At 64.4% G+C, this 24,933-nt stretch carries 25 protein-coding genes and 1 tRNA gene; 18 read left to right on the top strand and 8 right to left on the bottom strand.

The genetic code is table 11. The features are described 5' to 3' along the window. Window positions 1-431: 431 nt before the first annotated feature. The 4 genes from IEY88_RS21160 to IEY88_RS21145 all read left to right on the top strand — a co-directional run bounded on the left by IEY88_RS21160 (window position 432) and on the right by IEY88_RS21145 (window position 6,517). Window positions 432-1,205 (top strand): glycosyltransferase, encoded by a 774-nt coding sequence (locus IEY88_RS21160; protein ID WP_373294151.1) that lies wholly within the window; start codon window positions 432-434, stop codon window positions 1,203-1,205. A 1,226-nt stretch (window positions 1,206-2,431) separates the two neighbouring features. Further along, a complete protein-coding gene (locus IEY88_RS21155) occupies window positions 2,432-3,979 on the top strand; it encodes an ATP-binding protein (protein ID WP_189156499.1) in 1,548 nt (515 codons plus the stop codon). Beyond that, a complete protein-coding gene (locus IEY88_RS21150; RefSeq protein ID WP_189156498.1) occupies window positions 3,972-4,964 on the top strand; it encodes a hypothetical protein in 993 nt (330 codons plus the stop codon). The genes IEY88_RS21155 and IEY88_RS21150 overlap by 8 nt, the downstream gene beginning before the upstream one ends. A 140-nt stretch (window positions 4,965-5,104) precedes the next feature. After that, the gene (locus IEY88_RS21145) at window positions 5,105-6,517 is read left to right on the top strand and encodes a DNA-methyltransferase (RefSeq protein WP_189156497.1); all 1,413 of its coding nucleotides are present in this window, start codon (window positions 5,105-5,107) and stop codon (window positions 6,515-6,517) included. Here the strand turns inward: IEY88_RS21145 and IEY88_RS21140 are convergent, their stop codons facing one another. Both IEY88_RS21140 and IEY88_RS21135 read right to left on the bottom strand, forming a co-directional pair. Further along, window positions 6,518-7,222, bottom strand: a complete 705-nt coding sequence (locus IEY88_RS21140) for an HAD family hydrolase (protein ID WP_189156496.1) — start codon at window positions 7,220-7,222, stop codon at window positions 6,518-6,520. Next, window positions 7,219-8,061, bottom strand: a complete 843-nt coding sequence (locus IEY88_RS21135) for a GntR family transcriptional regulator (RefSeq protein ID WP_189156495.1) — start codon at window positions 8,059-8,061, stop codon at window positions 7,219-7,221. The genes IEY88_RS21140 and IEY88_RS21135 overlap by 4 nt, the downstream gene beginning before the upstream one ends. 238 nt (window positions 8,062-8,299) lie before the next feature. On the opposite strand from IEY88_RS21135, the gene IEY88_RS21130 reads away from it, so the two are divergent. The 9 genes from IEY88_RS21130 to IEY88_RS21090 all read left to right on the top strand — a co-directional run bounded on the left by IEY88_RS21130 (window position 8,300) and on the right by IEY88_RS21090 (window position 14,905). Then, window positions 8,300-8,776: a hypothetical protein gene (locus tag IEY88_RS21130; protein ID WP_189156494.1), complete on the top strand. Its 477-nt coding sequence runs from the start codon at window positions 8,300-8,302 to the stop codon at window positions 8,774-8,776. Window positions 8,777-9,044: 268 nt separating this feature from the next. Then, entirely contained in the window at window positions 9,045-9,317 is a 273-nt protein-coding gene (locus IEY88_RS21125; protein WP_189156493.1) for a hypothetical protein, read from the top strand. A gap of 2 nt (window positions 9,318-9,319) precedes the next feature. Beyond that, window positions 9,320-9,739: a helix-turn-helix domain-containing protein gene (locus IEY88_RS21120; protein ID WP_189156492.1), complete on the top strand. Its 420-nt coding sequence runs from the start codon at window positions 9,320-9,322 to the stop codon at window positions 9,737-9,739. Between the two features lie 21 nt (window positions 9,740-9,760). Beyond that, window positions 9,761-9,952 (top strand): hypothetical protein, encoded by a 192-nt coding sequence (locus tag IEY88_RS21115; protein WP_189156491.1) that lies wholly within the window; start codon window positions 9,761-9,763, stop codon window positions 9,950-9,952. Between the two features lie 207 nt (window positions 9,953-10,159). Beyond that, window positions 10,160-10,366 carry a hypothetical protein gene (locus IEY88_RS21110; protein WP_189156490.1) on the top strand — a complete coding sequence of 69 codons (207 nt, stop codon included), beginning with the start codon at window positions 10,160-10,162 and terminating at the stop codon, window positions 10,364-10,366. 104 nt (window positions 10,367-10,470) lie between these two features. Next, window positions 10,471-11,823 carry an FtsK/SpoIIIE domain-containing protein gene (locus IEY88_RS21105; RefSeq protein WP_308426003.1) on the top strand — a complete coding sequence of 451 codons (1,353 nt, stop codon included), beginning with the start codon at window positions 10,471-10,473 and terminating at the stop codon, window positions 11,821-11,823. Further along, window positions 11,820-13,430 (top strand): replication initiator, encoded by a 1,611-nt coding sequence (locus IEY88_RS21100; protein WP_189156488.1) that lies wholly within the window; start codon window positions 11,820-11,822, stop codon window positions 13,428-13,430. The genes IEY88_RS21105 and IEY88_RS21100 overlap by 4 nt, the downstream gene beginning before the upstream one ends. A gap of 18 nt (window positions 13,431-13,448) precedes the next feature. Further along, window positions 13,449-13,628 carry a helix-turn-helix domain-containing protein gene (locus IEY88_RS21095; RefSeq protein WP_189156487.1) on the top strand — a complete coding sequence of 60 codons (180 nt, stop codon included), beginning with the start codon at window positions 13,449-13,451 and terminating at the stop codon, window positions 13,626-13,628. Window positions 13,629-13,705: 77 nt separating this feature from the next. Further along, a complete protein-coding gene (locus IEY88_RS21090; RefSeq protein WP_229693590.1) occupies window positions 13,706-14,905 on the top strand; it encodes a tyrosine-type recombinase/integrase in 1,200 nt (399 codons plus the stop codon). Between the two features lie 76 nt (window positions 14,906-14,981). Here IEY88_RS21090 and IEY88_RS21085 read toward each other — a convergent pair. After that, window positions 14,982-15,066 (bottom strand) — tRNA-Ser (locus tag IEY88_RS21085). Window positions 15,067-15,094: 28 nt separating this feature from the next. After that, window positions 15,095-15,526: a MarR family winged helix-turn-helix transcriptional regulator gene (locus IEY88_RS21080; protein ID WP_189156662.1), complete on the bottom strand. Its 432-nt coding sequence runs from the start codon at window positions 15,524-15,526 to the stop codon at window positions 15,095-15,097. 165 nt (window positions 15,527-15,691) lie between these two features. Here IEY88_RS21080 and IEY88_RS21075 point away from each other — a divergent pair, with 165 nt between their 5' ends. From IEY88_RS21075 to ypfJ, 4 genes are all read left to right on the top strand, one after another. Further along, entirely contained in the window at window positions 15,692-17,407 is a 1,716-nt protein-coding gene (locus IEY88_RS21075; RefSeq protein ID WP_189156485.1) for a bifunctional metallophosphatase/5'-nucleotidase, read from the top strand. 97 nt (window positions 17,408-17,504) lie between these two features. After that, complete coding sequence (locus tag IEY88_RS21070; RefSeq protein WP_189156484.1) at window positions 17,505-18,068, top strand: hypothetical protein; 564 nt, start codon at window positions 17,505-17,507, stop codon at window positions 18,066-18,068. Between the two features lie 55 nt (window positions 18,069-18,123). Continuing rightward, window positions 18,124-18,891 carry a chaplin family protein gene (locus IEY88_RS21065; RefSeq protein ID WP_189156483.1) on the top strand — a complete coding sequence of 256 codons (768 nt, stop codon included), beginning with the start codon at window positions 18,124-18,126 and terminating at the stop codon, window positions 18,889-18,891. 573 nt (window positions 18,892-19,464) lie between these two features. Then, window positions 19,465-20,361, top strand: coding sequence for a KPN_02809 family neutral zinc metallopeptidase (ypfJ, locus tag IEY88_RS21060; protein ID WP_189156482.1), 897 nt, complete (start codon window positions 19,465-19,467; stop codon window positions 20,359-20,361). A 50-nt stretch (window positions 20,362-20,411) separates the two neighbouring features. On the opposite strand, the gene IEY88_RS21055 is transcribed toward ypfJ, so the two are convergent. From IEY88_RS21055 to IEY88_RS21040, 4 genes are all read right to left on the bottom strand, one after another. Continuing rightward, the gene (locus tag IEY88_RS21055; RefSeq protein ID WP_229693589.1) at window positions 20,412-21,119 is read right to left on the bottom strand and encodes a class I SAM-dependent methyltransferase; all 708 of its coding nucleotides are present in this window, start codon (window positions 21,117-21,119) and stop codon (window positions 20,412-20,414) included. Between the two features lie 157 nt (window positions 21,120-21,276). Beyond that, window positions 21,277-21,687 carry a VOC family protein gene (locus tag IEY88_RS21050; protein ID WP_189156481.1) on the bottom strand — a complete coding sequence of 137 codons (411 nt, stop codon included), beginning with the start codon at window positions 21,685-21,687 and terminating at the stop codon, window positions 21,277-21,279. Window positions 21,688-21,697: 10 nt separating this feature from the next. Next, the gene (locus tag IEY88_RS21045) at window positions 21,698-22,129 is read right to left on the bottom strand and encodes a helix-turn-helix transcriptional regulator (RefSeq protein WP_373294150.1); all 432 of its coding nucleotides are present in this window, start codon (window positions 22,127-22,129) and stop codon (window positions 21,698-21,700) included. Between the two features lie 69 nt (window positions 22,130-22,198). Beyond that, window positions 22,199-22,495, bottom strand: coding sequence for a hypothetical protein (locus IEY88_RS21040; RefSeq protein WP_189156479.1), 297 nt, complete (start codon window positions 22,493-22,495; stop codon window positions 22,199-22,201). Here IEY88_RS21040 and IEY88_RS21035 point away from each other — a divergent pair. Then, window positions 22,494-24,920, top strand: a complete 2,427-nt coding sequence (locus IEY88_RS21035) for an SdrD B-like domain-containing protein (protein ID WP_189156478.1) — start codon at window positions 22,494-22,496, stop codon at window positions 24,918-24,920. The two genes, IEY88_RS21040 and IEY88_RS21035, sit on opposite strands and share 2 nt — an antisense overlap. Window positions 24,921-24,933: the final 13 nt, after the last annotated feature.

Below are 24,933 nucleotides of genomic sequence, written 5' to 3'. Positions count from 1 at the left end.
CTAAAACGGCGGCGGTGTCTTCGGGCTCCGCCGCTGTTTCGTTTCCAAGTGGGCCCGAGAAGCAGACCGGACGCGAATTAAGGTTGTCACGCCCGCCCGGAGCGGGCATTGGTCGACGCTTTCGTTGACTCAGGTCGCCCACTCATGGAATCGGAGATGTGAATCACTCCCTAAGGATGAGGCGGCTACTTGATCTCGACCGAACCTGGCCGCCGCTCGGCAGATCTCGTCACGTGGGTTGCAAAGTCAGCCGCACGAGCAGGCAAAACGCTGCTGCTGCGGACGCGGCGCCTTGTTCGCTGCTCCGCCGGTTCGGGGGTCGTCCGCAGGCGAGCTCGGTCTGATCCGGAAACGCGCCGAGTGGGCAAAGAAATGCTCCTGATAGAATCACGTCGCGCTTCGGTAGGGTCGCCGTTCCAGGAGGTTTTCCAGTGTCCACCCCGGTTTCTGTCGTAATGACCGTGGCGCCGAAAGCGCCTTATCTTCCGGAGACCCTGCGGACACTCGCCGACCAGACTTTCCAGGATTGGGAACTGGTGTTCGTGCTCGACGGCGAATGCGAGCAGAATCGGGCAGCCACCGAATTCCTGCCTCGTGAGAAAGTCAAGTACGTGTTGACGCCCGCCCCGCGCAGCGGCGTCGCGACCGGCCGCAACTTCGGCCTGGCCGCCGCGTCGCACGAGCTGATCGCGCTGCTCGACGCCGACGACCTGGCCGCCCCGGAGCGGCTCGCCAAGCAGGTGGAGCGGTTCGCCGCCGAGCCGGACCTGGCCGCGCTCGGCACCTGGGCACAGAAGATCGACATCCAGGGCACGCGGATCGGCGAGATGCACCCGCCCATCGGCCGGGACAAGGTCGCCCGCACGCTGCTGTGGTTCAACTGCATGATCGCGCCCAGCATGATGCTGCGGAAGTCGGTCGCACAGGGGCTCGGCAACTTCGACCAGCGCTGCACCCGCTCCGAGGACTACGACATGTGGCTGCGGATGCTGGGCACGCACGGCGTGGACGTGCTCGGCGAGGAGTTGCTGTCCTACCGCGTGCACCCCAACCAGCACAGCAAGGGCACCATGCTCGACGGGCAGGCGGAACGCCTGCGGGAGAGCCGGATGGCTGCCGCCGAGCGACTGGGTGTCAGCAAGCTCGGGGCCATGGCACGGCACGGTGCCTGGCTCGGCGTGCAGCTGGCCAACCGCCGCTGGTGACAGCGTGACCCGGAGCCCTCTGCCTCCGGGCAGAGGGGCCTCCCGACCGCCTTCGCGACCTTTCTGAACTGTGGAAGCGAAGGGATTCGAATTCCCGGACGGTTGCTCGTCTCCGCTTTCAAGCAGCCGGCCGAGTCGCCGGGTGCTCGGCCTCGATCTCCTCGGCGGCGATCGGGCCGGTTCGGTCGGTCGCGGCGACGATTCGTCGAGGCCGTCACGCTCGATCTGCCGTTGGACTGCCGCCTCGATATAACCGGAGACACCTGACAGCCGGCGAGCTGCACAGGGCGACTGCGCCGGCTACGGGCTGCATCCGCTTGGCGGACGTTCGCGCCGCCGTCAGGCGGTTGTTCCGCCTCGGGCAACACGAGCGTCGACGGCTGGGAGGAATGGCGCCGGGCTCCTGACGACGCGCGACTGGACGAACCGCGTCGACGCGCGGGCGTTCCGGTCCACCGTCGGAAGTCGCGCAAGAGCGGCGAAGTGTTCTGCTTGCTCAGCCATGCGTTCAAGACTTCCTCAGTCCTGCATTTCCGCAGGCCGGGGTATTGAGCGGAAGCGGAGGGATTTGAACCCCCGGACGGTTGCCCGTCTCCCGCTTTCAAGGCTGCATCTGGCTGTCCAGGCTTGTTCGGGTTAGTCCGCGGTTGTCGGTCTTGGCTGATCAGGGGTGCTGTCTCGTCCCAACCTGTCCCGGACCGTTGCTACACCCGTAGCTACACCTCGTTCAGGTGGCTGGCCTTGTGGCTGTCCCGTCCCGCTGGTCCTCGGTGGGGCGGCTTTGGCATGTCCGGTGGCCGATGACGCGGAGCGTTGGCGGGCGTCGATCGCCGTGCCCGGCTTGGTCAGGTCTTGGATCGCGCGATCGTCCCGAGCCTGGGTGTTGGGAGCTCCTGCGCGTCGCCGTCGGTGGCGCGCTGCCGTGGATGGACGCCGGCCGCGCCGCACGGCCGACGGGCGGAGCGAAGCGGGAGCCCGGCGTGCCGGGATGGATGGGAGCCGGTGCCAACGCGACAGGCCCCGTGCGCGCCGCCGACGGCGGCGCGCCTTGATCCCATAGAGCCAAGTTCGGCAACGTCTAGCGTGGATGCGGGCGCTGTCATACCCCGCTGTGTCGGGATGGCTTCGCTCTGCGGTCAAAGGCGTCAGTGCAAGAGCAACATCACCTAGATGGCCCAGCGTTGTTGACCAGATTGCGCCACTCTGACATCAGCAGCGTCCCTACGATGCTGATCAGTGCAGCGGAAGGTTGGGGGTACATGACCGACGAAGATCGGAGCTTCCAGGGCGAGATCAAGGTCGCCGCCCGGGTGATCGACTACCTGTCCTCAGGTCTATACGAGAACGCCGCAGCATGCTTGAAAGAGCTGATCAACAACAGCTATGACGCGGACGCCACGGAAGTAGTTGTGTCCGTCAAACCCGATGCTGACTTTATTGCGATTGAAGACAACGGCACAGGAATGACCCAGGCGCAGTTTGTCGAACACTTCAGCAGGGTGGCTGAATCACACAAGCGCGACTCAGGTCAAGAAACCGAGAAGAAGCGCAAGAAGATCGGCAAGATCGGCATCGGGTTCATCGCAGCAAATGAGCTGTGTGACGAGATGGAAATCTACTCAACCTGTAAGGGAAGCCCGGAGCTACTGCACGTAACGATCCGCTTCGGCGAGATCCGCAACCGGTCGTATGAGAAACGTAAGACACCCTCAGGAGACGTGAAGAAGGGTGACTACGACGGCGTCATTCTGGAAGAGGATCCGAAGGAACACTATACAAAAGTGTACCTTAAAAGGATCCGAGAAGAAGCGCTGCCGCAGTTTATTGCCGAAACTGGAAATCTCTCTGAGGAATCCTCAAAGTCGATCTACGGACTAAATGAAGATACCGTAAGAAGAGTTCTAGCGAGCCTAAATACTTGGGACGAGCTTGATCTTTACAGTCAGACTCGCCTCCGAATCGGCATGAACGTTCCGGTTAAGTATCTACCCAATTGGACTTTGCCGGAACATGAAGGTGCGTTGGCCTCTTTCACCAAACGAGCAGCGGCTTCTGACTTTCGAGTAATTTATGACGGAACCGACCTCGTAAAGCCGGCCGTTCTCACAGATCCCAAAAAGATGAATCTGCTAAAAGTTCTCAACTATGAGGACGAAGAGATTCAGGTGCATGGGTATCTGTTCGCCAGACATGGCGTGTATAAACCCAGCGAGCTTAACGGGATCTTGTTGCGAATTCGCGAGTCTGCGGTTGGTGACTACGACAACGGATTTCTCGGTTTCCCGAAGCACATCGAGGCACTCTTTCAGGACTGGGTGACCGGCGAGTTGTATGTCAATGGCGAGCTCGATGATGCTTTGAACATCGATCGTCGCACGCTTCGCGACACACATTCCTCGTATGTAAAGCTTCAGTCTTGGTTCATTCAGGAACTTCGCGCATTCTTGCGCGATGTGCGTACCCAGATGTACAAGACGCCAAGCGAAGAGCGCCAGGTTCAGCGTGCGCAAGGGCAGCGCGAAAAGATTAAGGAGGTCGCCAAGCGCGTCGAGGAATCATACGGCAAAGAAACAGCGGCCAAGTTGACCTCAACGTGGGCGAATACAACAGAGAAAGCTTCTGCGAGCGAGACCAAGAAGGAAGTCCGAAAGCTTACCCGGACTTATTCGGTGGGCGACGTCTACGAGATCGCGGTTGATGTAGCTCAAGAAGTTCTTCCAGCAGACCTGGCTGAACAATTCATTACAGAGTTGACCCGGCGGCTCCGTGACTGAGCCCACGAAAAGATCCATTGACGACGCCATGGAGCTTAGTCGACCTGCCAAGATTACCATTAGGCAGTGGTGGCTCGCGTCGGTTCGCGCTCACGACAAAGCGGCATTGGCGAACGGTGTTCCTCTTTATCTGACTCTTCCTGGACAACACGGTCTTGATATCAAGCTTCTGATTGATGAGGGTGTCATCCGGACAACCGAGGCAGGCCCGATTGTGGCTGCTGACGCCTCGCGAATTGTCGCGATCGAATCAAACATGATGGCTTGTGGTCTGCTGCGTAAAAAGATCCCGGGTCTCAGTGTTAGGCAAGAAAACATTTCAGGGATGCTCTCATGGAACTTTCCAGATGTTTTTCCTGACTCGAAGAACAAGAAGCAGTTTCGCGCCGCTGTTGTGAACTTGGACTTCAATCAGTCACTCAAAATGCACCCGGACGGAACAATTCCGGTCTTGAATGCGATCGATAAGATTGCGCGAATTCATGAAGGGGATATAAATCGCCCTCCGATCGATTGGACTCTCTGTCTAACTCTGAATGCAGATCTAATCTGCACTCCGCAGCAGCGAGGCGAGCAAGCGGCTTTCATTGCTGATCAGGTATTCGACTGTCCAGATCTTATGCTGTGGGTCGAAACTCATCTTCGGGACCAGCTAGATGAACTTGAGCAAAAACCCGAAGTGCTTGACAGCTGGGATAAGGCCATCGTGCAGCGTCTTCTGATGGTTCTGGTGCCACTCAGAATAATTCAGCTTGCATGTGCACGTGGGTGGCGTGTGAACTGTCAATACGTTGCCGGTTACGGAGAACACCCACAGGAAACTCCGATGGTCACCTTCGTCATCAACTTCGAGTGGAATGACACTGGCCGCGTCACCCCCGCTCAGACCAGCAAGACCTGCCGGGAGCAGCTGCCCGCGGCGATGTGCAGGGTGCTAGGAGATGGGTCCGTGGAGCATCTGCCGGCTTCGGGCACGCTCTGGTAGCCGCAGGCTGCGGTACAAGTAGATCTCCTTGCAGAGTTCCACTAGAGTTACCAGGAGATCCGCCTGACCAGGCAGCGATGCCGGGGTCTAGGCCCAACATGCTTGTGCCACCAGCAAAAGTGGCGAAGGAGGAGCCTGTCATGACCGGCCAGGGCGACTCGATCTTCACGGTTCACCGGGCGGACTCACGGCGTCTTGAATCCTACCTTCGTCGGGCGGCAGTGGCTCTGGATCCCCAGCAGCCGGATGCCCCGATTCTCACCGCGACAGTCACCAGTCCTCCTTACAGTTCCTTGATCGACTACGGGGTCGAGAACCAAATCGGTCGAGGACAAAATGACGACGACTATCTAGCCGATTGCAAGAATATCTTTGATGTTCTGTATCGACGTACCCAAGACGACGGATGTCTATGGCTCGTAGCTGACACCTACCTAAAGCCTCAGAAACAATCACGTCGCGGACCAAGGGATCCTCGGCCGTCGTCCTTGCGGCCGCTTCCATTTGAGCTGGCGCAGCTAGCCGGCCAGGCTGGCTGGATTTTGCGTGAAGTAATTATTTGGCACAAGGATAAAACTCGGCCTTGGTCTCATCACGGTCGCTTGCGCAACTCTTTCGAATACGTTTTGCTTTTGGTTAAGACTTCCGATTTTAAGTTCCACTCGTCGAGGCTTCGTGACGCTAGTCAGATCGCACATTGGTGGGTTCGGTATCCTGAGCGGTACAATCCGCAAGGCAAAGCTCCAGACAATATCTGGCATATTCCTATTCCAACTCAGGGTAGTTGGGCGAACGCTGCGGTACAACATGCGTGTCCGTTTCCGCCAGACTTGGTGAGCCGCCTTCTGATGTTGTCCACCGATGAGGGCGATATCGTGTGCGATCCATTCGCTGGATCTGGGACCGTCGCGGCAGTAGCAGAAGCCATGGGTCGACGTCCTATTGGTACTGAGCTGAATCCGAAGTTTGTTGAAGCATACAAGAAGCTGGTGCGGCCAGATATTCTGTCGAAAATGGCCAAAACTGCGAGCCGTGACAAGAGCGACGGCCCAACTCCACGCACAGTCGTGCACCTTCGAGCGCTAAAATATCCGAAAGCGCTGTTTACAACCGTTCGCTCACGCTTTCCTGAGCTTAAGATTCCAAGCGTAGGAATTGTCCTGGTTGAAAAGACGAATCCTGAGAGTACCTCAGGTACACTTGTTCAACTGACTTGCATTTTCGTTGCTGATGATGCAACCGCCGCGGAGCGCGATGATCTTGCTCGGGCTTTTAAGGAAGTTGCTGGAAAAGCCCCCCTCACCAAGTACGGCGTTGCAGGTGACATCTCAGTCGTGGCAGAGGCCGACGCCATCAGGTTGCTAGGTGAGCGAAAGTTGTACCTGTATGAACACGGTCATACCTGGGTGGCCTCGGGCAAGATAAATACCTCAGACGCGCTTTCTGTGCCGACGTCCGTCAAGCGTGGTCACTACATACCGATCGTTTCAAATGTGCACGTATCCATCAAAGAAGATCATGTGGGCGATCTCGCGTCTGAGAAGACCAAGTAGTCAGCCGATCGACTTAACAATTGACCTCATGTCAGTAATGATGCAACTTGGTCCCGCGTCCAATAGATCCTTCGTCTTGTGAGGCCTATTTGCGTAGGCTATACATTTGACGCCTGCGGCATTTGCGGCGAGCACATCAGAGACAGAGTCGCCCACTAGCACGCACTGATCGTTTTGGATTCCAAGTAGACTGATGGCATCAAGTACTCGCTTGGGGTTTGGCTTCAGGTCTTCTGGATCGAAGCTGTCGCGGCCGAAAATAGATATTCCTGAAGATGTATCTTGAAGGCTCAGATATGCTTCGATTGCAATGGTGGAGTTGTTGCTTACAATTGCAATAGGGCGACCCGAGTTGTGCCACTTTCGGATTGCTTCGATCGCTCCTGGCGTTGGCTGTGCCGTCTTCACGGCCTCTACTTCGTGAGCTGTCAGCGCAGCTTCAAGGAATCTCGCTTCGTAGGTTCCAAGTAGTGCGGCGTACTTGAATACTTCGAACGGATCAACTGTCTTCTCGATATCTGTCGGCAACGGTCCATGCATGCCCTCGTGAAGGACTTCGCGAAGCTGGTCGGCGACCACCGGAGCCGGGAATCCTGCGAATACTGAGCAGACAGGTCCATCGAAGTCAAGTAGAAGTGCATCGATTCCAGCCAGCGTATCGCGAAGGATACTAGGATCGTCGGTAGGCGATTGGCTCCTCGTCACCGCAAGTACTCCGTCGACACCGTGTCCCACATCGAGTCGAACCACATGCGTGCCTGCTCGACGTATTGGCTGCCGGTGCTTGTGTCATCGTCGGTGACGCTGTGCTGGAAGAGGATGGCTTCCTTGCCGACGAGGTCGTAGATCGGCTTGGGTTCGCCGTCGAAGCGGATGACATGCTCGCGGACAGGGTAGAAGCCGAAGAAGGCTTCCTCGTTGTTGAGTAGGTAGAGCTTGAACAGCGGCGCGGCGCGGTGAACCTTGATCTCGACGGAGACGTCCTTGACCAGGCCGAGATCTCCGAGTTCCTGGACGTTGTCCACGATCGCGAGAGTGTGGCGGCGCATGATCTCGTCCATGCGCTTGCGGAAGCCTGGGCTGTCCTGCAAGTCCTCGACCTGGCACGGTATCGCCCACGGCTGAGATGTGTCCGGGACGAGCATCCGGATGTTGATCGAGGTGGGCGTCAGTCGGCCGATTCGGATCTTGTCCAGCGGCTCCTGCATAACGCCTTGCAGCGTCTCGCCAGAGAAGCCAGCAAAGTCGATGGAGACGCGTTCAGCCTCGAACGCGCGCTCGATGTGCGGGCGGAGTCCTACTGGGCGTTCGGTGCGCTCGCGGACGAAGACGCCGCTGCCCTGTCGGGAGACGATCAGGCCTTCGTCGCGCAGCTCGCGCAGTGCGTTCTGCACGGTCATCGGCGCAACTTCGTACTTCTTCGCGAGTTCGGCGCGTGAAGGAAGCTTGTCGCCGGCCTTGAAGACCTTGGTCAGGATGGCGGCCCGCAAGGCATTCGCTACCTGCACGTACGGCGGTCGCGGGTCGTCCGGGTCCAGTCCCATGTCTGCCTCTCGATGTCGGAGCAGCAATAGGTTCCTAGCGCTGCTCGTGCGTGCATGCACGCCTGCTTGCTTGCAAGCAAGCCTCTCCCTCGCATGATAGAGCCACTTGTCTAGCCCGCCTAGGGAGCTAGCTCACCTGCGAAAACGATGAACTACTTGACCTGGCTAGACAACCTAGCTAGCTTGTAACTTGTCTAGGTCGTACAGACGGCCTAGCCGGGCTAGGGAGGTTGCAGTCATGGCGGTTCCGTACGGCACTCGCTTTGAGACATTGTTTGACCAGGTCTTTCCGCAGGGCGCGCTCATGGTTGGCGTGGTCGCTCCGGACATGGAGTACATGAGCAACGAGGACAAGGCGCGCGGCAAGCAGGCCAAGCAGAAGGTCGACGAGCGGTCCGGAAAGCGTCAGTGGAAGGTCGTCGTCACCGACCCGTCGGCCGAGAAGGAGCGGGACGCGTCGGTCACGATCACCGTGCTCGCGGACGTTCAGCCCGTTCCTCCTCAGGCCGTGCAGGTCATGCCCGGCGTTGAGGTCCGGCCGGTCGCGTTCGAGGGGCTGACGGTCGAGCCGCGCGTCATGGGGGACCGGTTCAAGTACCAGGGCTTCACGATCCGGGCCACGGGTATCAGCGCGCCTCAGGTCGGGGCTCCGCCCAAGCGTGAGAACAAGCCTGCGGGTCAGCAGGGTCAGCCCGATCAGAAGTCGGCGGCCTAACAGTGGCGCGGCCGTCGCGTGAGGCGGTCGCCCGGTGGAACACCGCGTATGCGGAGCAGACGGCGGCCCTGTTTGCGGCGTCCCGTACGGGCGACAAGCAGGCACTTCTTCGTCTGGCTCTGGGCTACTCCGCGGTGGCGGAGGCGTGGCGGATCTTGGCCGCTGATCTGGCGGTGCCGCTGTGGGCGCGTCACGCCTGCTCCATCGCTGCTGAGGAGTTCGAGCGCCGTGCGCGGCTTGAACAGTCCCGTTCTGGGGAGGAGTCGTGATGTTGAAGCTCATGATCTCGCCTGGTCCTGCGGCATCGGCAGACATCGTGGCGTGGCCCGACTCGGCCGCTGCGGAACATTGCCTGCGGCTGAACCTCGATCCGGCGCAGATCGCTATCCACGTGCCGGACGGGCCTGAAGGTCGGGAGCAGTTGGCGGCGTTCCTGCGGACGCTGTCGCAGCACGCCGGCCTGTTGGCTGCGGTGCTCGAACCGTCCAAGGGTGCTGGCTGGGTCGGCAACACCCCTGGTCCGCTGACTGAGTGGGGTTAGCCATGCTCGACGAACTTCAACTGTCTGACGTGATGCTCGGTGAGTTCGCGGACGACGTGCAGGTTCAGCTGATGCTGGTGGCCCTGCTCGACGATCCGTGGAGCTTGTGGACCGTGCCGAAGCTGGCCGAGTTTCTTCGGCAACCGCTGGCGACCGTCTACAGGCGGATGGAGCGGTTGCGCCGCTGCGGGCTGGTGCAACGGGTGCCGTTCTGGCCAGAGCAGGAACGGCCCTGGCGGTACTGGGTCTCGCCAGACGGGCTGCGGTCGTCGCGGTGGCTGATCCGGGCGAACTTCGAGGTGCTGCACGTAATGGCGGTGCCGCTCGGGTTGTCGGTGCGCAAGGCGTTGGGGTTCGGCCCGGTCCTCGACGCCTGCCGGTGTGACTGTGGCCGGTGCTGCTGCGGGCTTCCGCACATCTAGCCGCGTTAGGCGGTGGTGCCGGTGAGGCCTCGCCTGCTGGCTCGGTTGATGTACCGCATGAACCTGACCGCGAAGCACCCGGTGACCGGGCGGGTTCGGATGGAGTACCGGAACTGCTCGCGGTGTCTGGGCGGCGGGTGGTTCCGCAAGACGGAGAAACGGCCGCGCTGCTCCTGGTGCAGGGCGCTCGCGAAGAAGCTCGGTCAGAGCTGATCCACAACTGAACAAACAGCGTTGGTGTGTGTCGCGCGGAAACAGTCCAAAGTCTTGGCGGGCCTTGACTGTTCCCGGCGACGTACACCGACTCGAACGACCCTGAAATTGTTGGGACACAAGGAGATTCGAGTCATGCATAGGGTATCTGCGCGTACCTGGGGTGCGTCAAGTCGACAGGACCGGTTCGCCGCGATGGTGGAGCGTTTGCAGGCTGTCGACACCTACACGGTGATGGTCGACGGCGGCGGGCTGGTCAGCCTCGAACTCACTCAGGCTCAGGCCGAAGGGTTCGAGTGCCTGACGTGCAAGCGCTTGTGCGGCAACGGGTCGAGCGCGTTCCAGCCCGTGGGGTTCATTCCGAGCACGGGCATGGTGTTCCGCTGCGTCTCGTGCCTGGACGGTGCGGCATGAGCGGGACGAAGTGGGTCGATCCGGCCCCGTTCGAGGGCGCTCGGCCGCGTTTCCCTTGGTGGATCTGGCTTCCTCGGTGGGCAAAGGTTGTTGCGGCACCGTTCGTGCTGGCTGGGTTCGCCGTGTGGCTGGGCGTCCGCCTGATGCTCGTTCTCCTGCGGTACCCGGTCGTGGCCGGCCTGGCCGTCACCGGGCTTGCGACCTATCGGGAGTTCGGGCTCTCGCCGCTCGTGCTGGCGCTGCTCACGCTTGTTGCCGGGCTGCTGATCTGGTTCGGGCTTCACCAGCCGTCGTTTCTGCGGCACTGCTGGTACCGCGCGGTCACTGAGTGGCGGAGGGCCACGGTCTACGTGCCGAAGTGGCGCACAGTCATGCGGCTGGCGGACCTCGCCAAGGAACACAAAGGCAAGGAGTACCGGCCTCAGCTGCGACGGGTTCGGGCTGAGGGCTGGCGGGACAAGGTCCGGGTACGGATGATCCCGGCGCAATCTCCGGAGCAGTGGGAAGCGCGCCGGGACAACCTGGCGCACTTGTTCAACGCTCGGTCCTGCCGGGTGCGCGTGTTGAAGCCTCGGCTGCTCGAACTCGACTTCATCCACGCTGACCCGCTGGCTCGGCCTGTGGTAGTTCCGCCGCTGGGGGATTCCGCGGAGGTCGACCTGAAGAAGCTGGTCGTGGGGCGGACGGAGACCGGTAAGCCGTGGCGGTTGAAGCTGCTCGGCTCTCAGATCCTCGTGGTCGGCGTCCCCGGCGCGGGTAAGGGCTCGGTGCTCTGGTCGATCGTCTGGCAGCTCGCCCCCGCCATTCGCGCCGGCCTGGTGAGGCTCGTCGGCATCGATCCCAAGGGCGGGATGGAACTCGGCCAGTGTCCCGACGCCTTCGACAAGGTTGTCTATGACAACGGGCCGGAAGCCGTTGAGCTGCTGGAAGAGATCGCGGCGGAGGTCAAGGCTCGGGCTTCGCGGTACCGGGGTGTGCGGAGGCTGTGGACTCGCAACGCCGGTGAGCCGTTCACGGTCCTGGTGGTCGACGAGCTGGCGGACCTTGTCGCCTACCAGCAGGACAAGCAGCTCCGGGAACGTGCCGGTCGTGCTGTCCAGACGATCAGCTCGCAGGGGCGGGCTCCAGGTGTGGCCACGGTGGCGCTGGTGCAGGACCCGCGCAAGGAGGTCGTGAGCTTCCGGCATCTGTTTACCACTCGGGTGGCGCTGCGCCTGGACGAGCCGATTCAGGTGGACATGGTCTTGGGCGATGGCGTTCGGCAACGTGGCGCGGCAGCTCATGAGATCAGCGAGAGCACGCCTGGTGTCGCGTGGCTCAAGGAGGACGGGCAGCGCGAACCGGAGAGGGCGCGGGCCTTCCATGTCACGGACGCGGACCTGGTCGAGCTGGGCATCTACTTCGCCCCGGCCACTGTTCACGACTTCCCGGCGAGCAGCGAGCGGAGGGCAGCATGAGCACCAACGTCACCACGTTTCCCGGCGATGTTGCAGGCCAGACCCGTGCGGAGCGGATGAGGCAGCCTGCCGCGATTGACGTCACCAAGGCTGCCGCTGAACAGCACGGGGTGTGCGTCCGGCCGTTCACGATGGAAGTCGAGGATCACGAGTCCTTCGAGGTTCGGTACGTCGCGGTGCCGTGCGGCTCGACGATCGAGAGCGTCTGCAAACCCTGTGCGAAGAAGGCCAAGGCCCTGCGGATGGCTCAGTGTCGCGAGGGCTGGCACATGGATGTTGAGCCTGACTTCACCCCGGAACCGCCCACAAAGGACCAGATGGAGCTGCTCGAGTACCGAGCTGACCTCATGAAGGCCTACAAGGAGGAAGGCGGGTCAGCGGAGGCGGACGAGCTGCGGGAGGAGATCCACAGCGTCGACGAAGAACTTCGGCAACTTGGCGTCCGTGGTCGCCTGCCCTCGCCGGATGACCCCGGCAAGCGGCCCGTGAAGCGCTCGACGAAGCGTCGGCAGGATGCGCCGGAGCTGCCTCGGCGTCGGGTTGAGAAGCGGACGGTTGGGCGGGAGTTCGCGGGAGCCTTCCGGCCTTCGATGTTCGTAACGCTGACGCTCGACACCTACGGCAAGGTGCTCGACGACGGCACACCCGTTGACCCGGACACCTACGACTACCGCCGTGCTGCAAGGGATGCTGTCCACTTCGCGTCTCTTGTTGACCGGTGGTGGCAGAACCTTCGGCGGGTCGTCGGGTGGGAAGTGCAGTACTTCGCCACGGTCGAGCCTCAGAAACGGGCTGCTCCGCACCTGCACGCGGCACTCCGCGGTTCGATCCCTCACGAGGTGATTCGCCTGGTCACGGCGGCCACCTATCACCAGGTGTGGTGGCCAAACCATGACGAACGCGTCTATGTGGACCGGTTGCCGGCCTGGGACTTCGACGCCAAGGCGTTCATTGATCCAGACACCCGAAGGGCCTTGACCACCTGGGAAGACGCGGAGGTCGAAGAACCGGCGCACGTCGCGAAGTTCGGGCGACAGGTGCACTCGAAGGGCATCCTCGGCGGGTCTGAGGAAGCTGGTCGGCACATCGGCTACCTGACGAAGTACCTCACCAAGTCCATCGGTGAGGTGGTCGAGCAGGACACCGAACGGCAACGCCGGCATGCGGACCGTCTGGCGGACGAGCTGGCCGTCACGCCCTGCTCGGACCGGTGCGCGAACTGGCTCCTGTACGGCGTCCAGCCTCGCGGCGCGAACTCCCGCCTGAGCCCAGGACGGTGCAAGGGACGGGCTCACCGCAGAGCCACGCTCGGATTGCCTGGGCGGCGGGTTCTGGTGTCCCGCAAGTGGTCTGGGAAGACGCTCGCGGACCACAAGGCCGATCGGAAGCGGTTCGTGGTCCAGGCGCTCAAGGCCGTCGGGATCGAGAAGCCGGAGAAGGACCCTGCTCGGCTCGTCTGGCACAAGGTCCGGCCTGGTGATCCGAACGTGCCGCCACGGGCTCACCTGCTCATGCATGCCATCGCGCAACGCGTGACGTGGAAAGCCGAGTACGACCGCGCGCTGCTCGCGGCGCAACCGCCGGATCTTTCGGCAACAGCGGCCTGACCAACCAAGGGGGAAGACATGAACGAAATCGCGTACCGCGTTGAAGAAGTCGCTCGGGCCCTTCGGGTGGGGCGGACGAAGGTGTTCGACTTGATCAGGGCCGGTGAGCTGGTGTCCGTCAAGATCGGTGGGAGTCGTCGGGTTCCGGCCTCGTCGGTGCAGGCGTACCTGTCTCGGCTGATCGCGGAGGCCGCGTGATGGCCGGGGGCAAGCGGTCCAACGGTGAGGGCTCTGTCTACCAGCGCAAGGACGGGATGTGGATCGGCGCGGCGTACGTGCTCACCACGACCGGGCACCGCAAGCGCGTCACTGTTTCGGCAACCACTGAGTCGGAGGCCTGGAAGAAGCTTCGGAAGAAGATCGCGGACTCCGATGCCGGCATCCCGGTAGCTGCGGAGACGTGGACGCTGGAGAGCTACCTCAAGTACTGGATGTCCACAGTGGCCGCCACCAAGAGGCCTCGGACGATCGAGGGGTACGGGGTGGTCGTGAGGCGGCACCTGGTGCCCAACCTCGGGACGAAGAGGCTGCATCGGCTGACGGCACAGGAGGTCCGCACCTTCATCACGCGGCTCCGGAACGACTGCCGGTGCTGCGCGGAGAAGATCGATGCCAACCGGCCGAAGGACGCACAGCGTTGTTGCGCCAAGGGGAAGTGCTGCAAAGCGGTGTTGTCCGACCGGACGATTCAGCAAATCCACGCGGTTCTGAGGAATGCGTTGGCGCACGCGATGAGGGAGGAAGTGATCACGAGGAACGTCGCCAGGCTCGTTCAGGTCAAGTCACCTCGGTACGACGTGAATCGTGGCCTGACGGCCGATCAGGCAAAGGCGCTTCTCAAGGCGGCAGACAAAGATCGGCTGAAGGCGCTGTACGTCCTGGCGCTCTACCTCGGAATGCGGCGGGGCGAATTGCTCGGCCTGAGGTGGAAGGACATCGACTGGGACAAGTGGGACGAGCCGTGCGCTGAACACGCGGACGAGTTCTGTGAGGACTGCGCGGAGCAGCACGCGCCGTCGTTGCAGATCCGTCAGACGCTTCAGCGGGTTGGAACCAAGCTGGTGTTCGTCCCGCCGAAGACGGACCGGTCAGAGCGGGTCATGCCGCTGCCGCTCCTCGTCGCCTGGGCGCTGGTCGATCACTGGGACGGCCAGGACGACGAAGCGGAAGCGGCAGGGGACAGGTGGGAGGAGTCGGGGCTGATCTTCGCGACGGTCCTCGGCGGGCCGATCGATCCGACCTACCTGAGATCGAGTTGGTACCCGATCCGGAAGCGCGCCGGCCTGGACAACGTGCGCTTTCACGACATCCGGCACTCGTGCGTGACGCTGCTGCTCAGGCTCGGCGTCCCGCCGCACATCGTCCGGGACATCGTCGGTCACTCAAACATCGAGGTGACGATGATGATCTACGCGGCCGTCTCCCTTGAGGACAAGCGGGAGGCTTTGAAGCGGCTCACGGACGAGCTGGGCTGAGGTCGTTGCTACACCCGTTGCTACACCAGAGGGGGTGTGACCAGCCTGAACGGCCGGTCACACCCCCTCTGAACTGCGGAAGCGGAGGGATTTGAACCCCCGGACGGTTGCCCGTCTCCCGCTTTCAAGGCGGGTGCATTCGGCCGCTCTGCCACGCTTCCAACGACGCCAGGAGCGTCGGCCCGAAGCCTAGCCGTTCGACTCCCGCAGGTGTGTCATGACCCGGTCGAACACCTTGGCCAGCACCTCGCCCTCCTCGGGGGTCAGCAGGTCGACGATGTGCTCGCGCACCCCGCGCAGGTGTGTGGGGGCGGCCGCGACCAGCTGCGCCATCCCAGCAGCAGTGAGTTCGGCCAGCACCCCGCGTCCGTCCTCTGTGCACTCCCGGCGCGACACGAGCCCGGCCTTCTCCATGCGGGCTACCTGGTGCGAGACGCGTGACTTCGAGGAGGCGACGTCCTCGGCGAGTTGGGTCATGCGCATGCGCTGGTTCGGTTGTTCCGACAGGCGGACGAGGATCTCGTAGTCCGCCAGTGACACTCCGTGGGTGTCCTGGAGCTCTCGGTGCAGGCGGTCCATGAGCATGGAGGAACCGTTCACGTAGGTGCGCCATGCGCGCATCTCGCCCTCGTCGAGCCAGTGCGGCTCCTGCTCACTTGGTGTCACGCGAACAAGACTAAGCCTGACGATGACGATCCTGTCGCTCCTCTGGAAAACGGGGCCTCCGGAAGGCAGACTCCCGGGCCGTACACGCGCGTTAACCACGCCTTGGAAAGGCTCCAATCCATGAGTTCGTTCAGACGGCTTTCCGTTCTGGCGATCACCGCCGCCGCGGCCACTGTCATCAGCGCTACCGGGCCTGCCCAGGCCGATGTCCAGTCACTGCGCGGCCGGGGCACGGTTGACGTGCGCCTGATCGGCATCAACGACCTGCACGGCAACATCGAGCCGCCCAGCGGGTCTTCCGGACGCGTCATCCTGCCGGACGGCACGACCGTCGACGCTGGTGGCGCCGCGTTCAACGCCACGCACATCAAGAACCTCCAGAAGGAGGTCAAGAACTCCGTCATCGTCGGGCAGGGTGACCTGATCGGTGCGTCGCCGATCGTGTCCGCGCTCTTCCACGACGAGCCGACGATCGAGGTGCTCAACAAGGTCGGCATGGACGCGACCGCGGCCGGCAACCACGAGTTCGACGAGGGCTACGAGGAGCTGCTGCGCATGCAGCGCGGTGGCTGTCACCCCGTGGACGGGTGCCAGTTCAGCGAGAAGTACAAGGGTGCGAACTTCCCGATCCTCGGTGCCAACGTCACGCAGGCCAAGAACGGGCTGCCGGCTCTGCCGCCGTTCTGGGTCGAGATCCGCGACGGGATCCCGATCGGCTTCATCGGCATGCCGCTCAAGGACGTGCCGATCCTGGTCGACCCGAACGGCATCAAGGACCTCAAGTTCGGTGACGAGGTGAAGGCGGCCAACAAGTACGCCAACCTCCTCGACGCCATCGGCATCAAGTCGATCGTGCTGCTCGTGCACCAGGGTGACCAGGTCACCTCGCCCGGTGGCGGGCCCAACGCGTGCAACGTCGCCGCCAACAACCCCGGCAGCGTCATCGCCACGTCGGTGAGCCCGAAGATCGACGCCGTCTTCTCCGGCCACAGCCACCAGCACTACAACTGCGTGGTCAAGGACCCGGCCGGCAACCCGCGCCCGTTCATCGAGGGCCTGGCCTTCGGTCGTGAGCTCAGCGTCGTCGACCTCAAGATCGACCGCCGGACGCGCGACGTGATCCGCGGCGAGACCAAGGCCGACAACAAGATCGTCACCCGCACGGTCACGCCGGACCCGACGGTCCAGGCGATCATCGACCTGGCCAAGACCAAGTCGGCCCCGATCGCGAACGAGGAGGTCGGCACGATCGGCGCGGACATCCTGCGGGCGCAGAACCCCGCCGGTGAGTCCCCGCTCGGCAACCTGATCGCCGACTCGCAGCTCGAGGCCACCAAGGGCAACGGTGCGGTGCTCGCGCTGATGAACCCCGGTGGCGTGCGCGCGGACCTCACCTACGCCACCTCGCCGGTCGGCGAGGGCAACGGCGTGGTCACCTACGGCGAGATGTTCACCGTGCAGCCGTTCGGCAACATCCTGCAGACGATCACGCTGACCGGCGCGAACATCCAGGCCGTGCTGGAGCAGCAGTTCACCGCCGCCCGGCAGTTCGTGCTCCAGCCGTCGTCCGGCCTGAAGTACACCTGGTCCAAGGGCGCCGCGTTCGGTTCCAAGGTCTCGAACGTCACGCTCAACGGCGTGCCGCTCGATCCGAACGCGAGCTACCGCGTGACGATCAACAGCTTCCTGCAGGGCGGTGGTGACGGCTTCAGCGAGTTCACCAAGGGCACGAACATCACCGGTGCCGGCATCGACCTGGACGCGTTCCGCTCCTACCTGGAGGCGCACCCGAACCAGGCGCCTCCGGCGCTCGACCGCATCACGCAGCTGCCGTAGCCGCAGACCGCGGCTGAAGGCCGTCCCGGTGACGAAAGTCGCCGGGACGGCCTTTCTCGTGTGCCCCGTTGCTCCATTTGATCTAGGGTGAGGGCCGATGTCGTGGATGCGTCGGTTCCTGCTGCTCGCCGGTCTGGTGACCGGTGCCTGGCTGCTGGGCGGCGCGGGCCAGGCGAACGCCGACGTCCGGGTCGAGCTCGACCAGCTCCAGATCGAGGTCGAACTCCCCGTCGTCGACGTCGGCATCAGGATCGAGACCGCGCCGCCGCCACGAGAGCAGCCGGTCCCGCCGAAGCCGCAACCGCGCGTCGAGGCTCCCGAAGTCGTACCCGTGGCCACACCGGCTCCCGCAGCGGAAGTACCCACACGGGTCGAGGTGCCCCAACAGGGGTACGCGCATCCCGAGCCGGCACCGCTCACGGCCGAGCCCACGAACCCGGCGCCTCAGCAGCCGAAGCCGCAACCGCAGGCCGAGCAGCCGATCCCCGGCACGCTCCCGCAGAGCAGCGGCGCGGGGTCGAGCACGACCACCCAGATCCCGGCGGGCACGCTGCCGCACGCGATGCGGCCGCCCACCACCACAGCTTCGGAAATCAGCACCGAGCAACGAGACGTGCCGCGCGCCGTGCACGTGGAAGAGCCGACGTTCTCTCCCGACTGATCCACCAGTGCCGCACTCAGCACAGGGGATCCGTCACTTTCCAGGGAGAACAGTCATGCGCAAGAACCTCAACCGCACCATGTCCGCCGCTCTGCTCACCGGTGGCCTGATGATCGCGACCGCCGGCTGGGCACAGGCCGTCCCGGTGCCGCTGAACGTCGACGACGAGGTCCGCGCCGGCAACCTCGTCAGCGTCCCGGTCAAGGTCTGCGGCAACGCGATCAACGTGCTGGGCACCAGCGACGCCACGTGCGACGAGAAGCCCGCCGAGCGCGTCCAGGCCGACAAGGCCCTCGTCTCCGCGCCCGCCACGGTCTGCGGCAACTCGGTCGGCATCGCCGGTGGTGGCACCGGAAGCTGCGGCCAGACCAAGCCGGAGGAGCCCAACGGCACCGTCGAGGCGCCCGTGACCGTCTGCGGCACCGCCGCGGGCGTGCTCGGCACCGCGAGCGGCGACTGCGGCAAGACCGACACCCCCGAGCAGCCGGGCGAGCAGCCGGAGCAGCCGGGTGAGAACCCCGAGCAGCCCGGTGAGAACCCGGAGCAGCCGGGCAACGAGACCCCGGGCAACCAGAACCCCGGCAACGGCAACCCCGGTGGCGGCGACAACGGGGACGCCGACAACGGCAGCGGCACCACGGGCGACGACTCCGGCGCCGGCGCCCCGCAGACCGGTGACAAGGCCTCGCAGCACGCCTCGGCCGTCATCCCGAACCTCTCGCGGACCGGCGCGGATCCGCTCGAGTTCCTGCTGGTGGGCCTCGGCCTGATGACCGCGGGCGTGATGGCCCGCCGCGGTGCGCGTCGCGTCACGAAGGCCTGATCAACAAATCCTGATCATTTCTCACAATCGCCCGGCGAGAGATTCTCTCGCCGGGCGATTGCTGTCTGCACTGTCGATCTCCGCAGGTCACCCGTCTGACTTCACCAATTCAGGTTTGGTGTGAAGTGTTGAGAAATGGGCTGATCAAGCGCATAGTCGATAACGAGCTGGCAACCGGAAGGTGAATGAACGAGACCACCCGGAGGCCACGCCCAGAAGGGGTAGGTGGTGCTGTGCAGGTATCTCCTCGCTGTGGCGAAACGCGGTCTGTCGCATCCCCGCGAGCGGATCGGACGTGAACGGTCCGAGCGCGACTGCGTAGCGACGGACACGAGGTTTCGGGTGCCCAGGCGCCGTCAGGCGTCGCTCGGCGCACTTCGACGCTGTTGAGCTCGGCTTCGGTGTCGTCTCATGGCGTCACCGGCTGAGCGCCACGCCAACCTTCGTGGGCCGTAGTCGTCACTTCCACATGGGAAAGCCTTGGTGCGGTGCCCCGACGTCGGGCTCCGCACCAAGGCATGTTTCGTGCTTTATCGTTTGCGGCACCCATGGGGTCCTTGGCAGGAGGATGCGGTGCAGTTCAACGAAGGCGCGGAACTCGACACTTCTCAGGTTTCGGACCAACGAGGCTCAGGCGGCAGGGTCGCGGGCGTCGGTGGTGGCCTCGGCGTGGTCGGCCTGATCATCTACTTCCTGATCCAGCAGTTCACGGGCATCCAGCTGCCCGCGGGCGGGCTGGAGGGCCTGGGCAACAACACCCAGGTCGAGTCCGGTCAGCTGCTCGACAAGTGCAAGACGGGCGCTGACGCGAACCGCGACAGCGACTGCAGGGTCCTGGCCACGATCAACTCGATCCAGGGCTTCTGGACCGACCAGTTCGCCCGCTCGGGCAACACCTACCAGGTCACCAAGACCAACTTCTTCCGCAACAGCGTGAGCACCCGCTGCGGCAACGCCTCGTCCGCGGTCGGCCCGTTCTACTGCCCCGCGGACTCCCAGGTGTACATCGACTTGGACTTCTTCAACGAGTTGCGGACCAAGTTCGGCGCCACCGGCGGGCCGTTCGTCGAGGCCTACGTGCTCGCCCACGAGTACGGCCACCACGTGCAGAACCTGCTCGGCACCTCCGACCGGGTGGGCAGGGAGACCGGGCCCACCTCGGGTTCGGTGCGCCTCGAACTGCAGGCCGACTGCTACGCGGGGGCCTGGAGCAAGGCCGCGACGACCATCCCGTCGGCCAACGGCCAGCCCCTCATCTCGAACATCACCCAGGAGGACGTCGACGCCGCCCTGGACGCTGCGGGCCGCATCGGTGACGACTTCATCCAGAGCGAGCTGGGCGGCGGGAAGGTCGACACGACCAAGTTCAGCCACGGCAGCTCGGAGCAGCGCAAGAAGTGGTTCACGACCGGGTTGCAGACGGGCGATCCCGCCCGCTGCAACACGTTCGACACGAACAACCTGGGCTGACGAAGCGATGACAGGGGGCCGCAACGGAGACGTTGCGGCCCCCTGTCGGATCAGCGGCGCGCCACCGCCAGCAACCGGTGGCTGCCGACCTCGAACGCACCGCCGTCGGTGTCGCCGTACAGCGAGACCGAGGAGAACCCGGCGTCGTTCAACATCCGGGTCAGCTCAGCCGCCGTGTACACGTGCTGGACGCAGGCCGACCGCTGCGTCCGCTCCCCGTCCGAGAACGTGAAGTCGATCAGCAGCCGCCCCGAGGCGACGTCGTAGGTGTTGACGGCGACCATCTCTACGCCGCCCGCCGACATGCGGATCTCGCCCGGCAGCGAGGGCAGCAACGACTCGGCCGTGCAGCCGTAGTCGAGGACCAGCACCGGCGCGACCTCGGCCAGCTCGCGCAGGAACCGCTGGGAGCCGGCGTGGTCGAGGTAGCCGAAGCTGTTGCCGAGGCACAGGGCCAGGTCGGCCGTCACGCCGAACGAGCCCAGCGACGCGAGGTCGCCCTGCCGCCAGTCGAGAGAGGGAGCCAGCGCACGTGCGTGCGCGATGGCCTCCTCCGAGATGTCGATGCCCGTGACCTCGTAGCCGCGGCGGGCCAGTTCGATGCTGTGCCTGCCGCTGCCGCACGGCGCGTCGAGCACGCGCGGCCCGGCGTCGAGGCCGACGAGGAAGTCGACCTCGGCGGAGGTCTGCGAAGGCTGGACCGCACCGCGCCAGAAACCGTTGGCGAGATCGGTGAAGAAAGTGGTGTACCAACTCAAGGTGGAACTCCTGGTGATCGCGAGAATCAGAACGCGAGAGTCACCGGGTACTGCGAAGGCACCCGGTGTGTCCGGGGCTGCCCATGGCATCTGCCTTGTCTCTGAGAACGCTTGGTGGCGCTACTGAACCACGCCGAAGCCAAGGCGCAAAACGGTTTTACGGCTGGGAGCGCGGCGTCGAGAAGCGGATCATGTTGCCGGACGGGTCGCGGAACGCGCAGTCGCGCACGCCGTAGAACTGGTCGATCGGCTCCTGCATCACCTCGGCCCCGGCCGCGCGGACCTGCTCGAACTTCGCGTCGACGTCGCCGAGCTCGAAGATGATGCCCTGCAGGGACCCCTTGGCCAGCAACGCGTGCAGCGCCTCGTGGTCGGTCGGCGGGACGGGCGGTCCGATGAGCGACAGGCCGATCTCGACGTCCGGTTGCTCGGACGGGCCGACGGTGAGCCAGCGGTAGCCGTCCTCGATGGTGACGTCCGTGCGCACTTCGAGGCCGACGACGTCGCGGTAGAACTTCAGCGCGATGTCCTGGTCGTGAACGAAGAGGAACGTGTGCGAAAGCTTCATGGCCGAAACCCTAGGGACGCCGTGACCGGGTCGCTTCTCGAAACCTGCTCGGTCGCGTCAGCCCCATCAGGTGGCATCCCGGCACTGCGGCCAGCGCGTCGTGGGCACGCGCCCGGTAAGCCGACGGCGTCTCGCCGACCAGTTCGGTGAACCGGGCCGAGAACGAGCCGAGCGAGGTGCAGCCGACCTCGACGCACACCTCCGTCACCGACAGCGTGCCCAGCCGCAGCAACGCCTTGGCGCGCTCGATCCGCCGGGTCATCAGGTAGCCGTACGGGGTCTCGCCGTAGGCCGCGCGGAACCGGCGGGCGAAGTGCGACGGCGACATCAGCGCGGCACGGGCCATCGCGGGCACGTCCAGCGGCCGGGCGTACTCGCGGTCCATCAGGTCACGCGCCCGGCGCAGGTGTGCCAGGTCTTCCGGGGTCACGCGGAACAGCATGCCACCGGAGTGAGCGCAGAGAAGTGCCCGCGTTGCTCACGCTTCACGCGTGCTGCCGGTTGCCCGATTTCAAAGAAGATTTCTCACGCATTTGCACCCCACTTTCGACTCTTCCGCCAGGTAGTCGGCCTGCGGTACTTTCCGCAGGTCACTGGGGACTCGGGGGGAACCGTTGTCCAATAGATCCGTCAGCCGCGCCGTGTTCGAGATCGGTGCTTTCGCCACCGCCGCGGTGCTGGTGTTCAGCACCGCCGCCTTCGCGCAGAGCGAGCCCACGAGCACATCGCCCCCGCCCGCCGAAACGTCGGCGCCACCGTCCTCGGCACCGCCATCCTCGGAACCGCCACCGCCACCACCGCCGGTCATGGCACCCGCGGCGGCCACGGGGCACATCGCCGGCGTCGTCTACGTCGACAGGAACGGCAACCGGAAGCAGGACCAGGACGAGGCCGCCTCCGACGTCGGTCTCATGATCACCGGCAACGGCGCCGAACACCGGACGACCACCGACGCCGACGGCGAGTTCAGCTTCCGGGACCTGGCGCCCGGCGCCTACAAAGCGACGTACCACCTGGACGACCAGTGGACCGTGCACGTCGTCAACGTCGACGGTGACCCGATCAAGGTCGAGCCGAACAAGACGGCGCAGGTCGTCGCACGCGGGGAACGGCCGTACGCGGAGCAGTTCTCGGTGACCGGATCGCTCGACCGCGACAGCTACCGCATGCCGGCGACCGCGACGGTCACCCTGGCCTTCACCAACTACACCAACAACAAGATCAGCAACATCCGGGCCCGGTGCGACCACAAGAGTTCTCCGAAGGCGCTCGGCCGCGGCAAGAACTGGAACGCGCTGACGACCAACGGGGTCTCGCTCGCACCCGGCGAGCGGCGGACGATCACGGTGGACGAGGAGGTCCCGGAAGGCGCGGGCCGGGCGGGCATCGTCACGCTCGACTGCACGTTCGCGCCGAACCCGGACCTGAACCTCGGCCTGTGGACGCGGGCCACGGCGAAGGTCACCAGCAGCACCAACTACGCGATGGTCGTCGGCGAGGACAAGAACGCCGACGACCTCATCGGGCCGGACGAGGCCGTCAGCGGCGTCACCGTGGTGCTGCTGAACGAGCAGACCGGCTTCCGCGCCTCCGAAGGCACGAGCGGCACGGACGGCAGGATCGAGTTCTTCAACGTCGGTGCGGGCACGTACCGCGCCGTCGTCCTCGGCCCGTGGGGGCTCCGCGACGCCGGCCAGGAGCGGGTGGTGGTCACCGGCCAGGGCGGCTTCGGCCACGTGTTCCTGAAGCAGGCGAGCCCTGCGGACGTGCGTGCGTCGATCAAGCTCGACAAGCAGCGGTACGACGCGCACGAGACGGTCGGCCTGGAGCTGACGATCACCAACGTGGGCGGCCGCACCGCTGAGCAGGTCGGGTTGAGGAGCATGCTCACCGAGATCGACGTCCCCGAGGAGCAGTGGGGCGACTTCCGGTGGTCCAACCGGGCCGGCATCCGGCTCGCCGCGGGGGAGTCCCGCACCTTCGACGTCTCGGGCCGGATCGAGACCCTGGTGGACGGCAGGCTGGTCATCGCCGGTGAGGTGGGCTACCTCGGTCAGCCGGACAACGACGACGGCAGGTTCCACGCGGAGGCCGAGGTCGTCGAGACCCGCGGCGTGATCACCGGCGTGGTCTACACCGACAAGAACGGCAACGGGCAGCAGGACGAGGGCGAGGCCGCGCCTGGTGTCCTGGTGGAGGCCGCCGGCGGTGCGACGCACGGCTACCACGAGACCACGACGGACGCCAACGGCGCCTTCACCTTCGTGGACGTCTCGTCCGGCGCGTACTGGCTCACCTACCAGCTGGCCGACGACTGGATCGTGCACGACGAGGCCAACCCCGAGCAGGTGTGGGTGGGACCGGCTGCACCGACCCGGCTCACCGTGCGGGCGGACCGCCCCTACAGCGAGCTGATCGAAGCGACGATGACGTTCGGCAAGGACACCTACATGATCGGGGAGACCGCCGAGGTCACCATCACGTTGAAGAACGTCTCGGACCGCCGGCTCAGCGGAGTCCAGGCGAGGTGCAACCCGCTCGGCCACCAGGACCAGCTCGGCGGCGGCTACCGCAAGGTCACGCCCGAAGGCTGGGGTGACCTCCGCCAGGAGGCCGCCGGCGTGGCGCTCGGGCCGGGCGAGTCGAAGACGGTCACCGTCACCGAACCGGTGCCCGCCCACGCGCGCTTCAAGCAGCGGGTCGCCGTCGGCTGCTCGTTCGCGCCGAACGCCAAGGACAACACCGACGGTCCGTGGGCACTCGACATCGCCTCCGTTCTCGTCGGAGTCGGCGCGGTGCAGGGAAGGCTCGCGCACGACCGCAACAAGAACGGCGTCGTCGACCGCGGCGAGGCCCTCACAGGCGTCCGGGTCCTGCTGCTGACCGACCGGGAATACGGGCTGCAGGTCGCGGACACGGTCTCGGGCACCGACGGAACCGTGCGCTTCGACCGGATGCCGACCGGTGACTTCTGGGCGGGTGTCGACGGGGTGTGGAAGTTCGAAGGCGAGTCCGGCCGCGTGGAGGTGAAGCTCGACGAGGTCGCACAACGCGACTTCTTCGTCGTGCCGAACCCGCGTGCCCAGCCGCCGGGCACCGGCAGCACCGGCAGCACGGGCGGCGGGGCGCTCGCGAAGACGGGTGCCAGCGTGCTCGGTCTCGGCGTGGTCGCCGTGCTCCTCGTGGTGTTCGGCTTCGGTGCTCGCGTCGCCGGTCGCCGCACAAGGCCCTGAACCGGGCGTTACA

Source organism: Lentzea pudingi, from assembly GCF_014646255.1.
GTDB lineage: Bacteria > Actinomycetota > Actinomycetes > Mycobacteriales > Pseudonocardiaceae > Lentzea > Lentzea pudingi.
The sequence above is the reverse complement of the archived record's forward strand: the minus strand, read 5'-3'. Positions and strand labels throughout refer to the sequence as shown.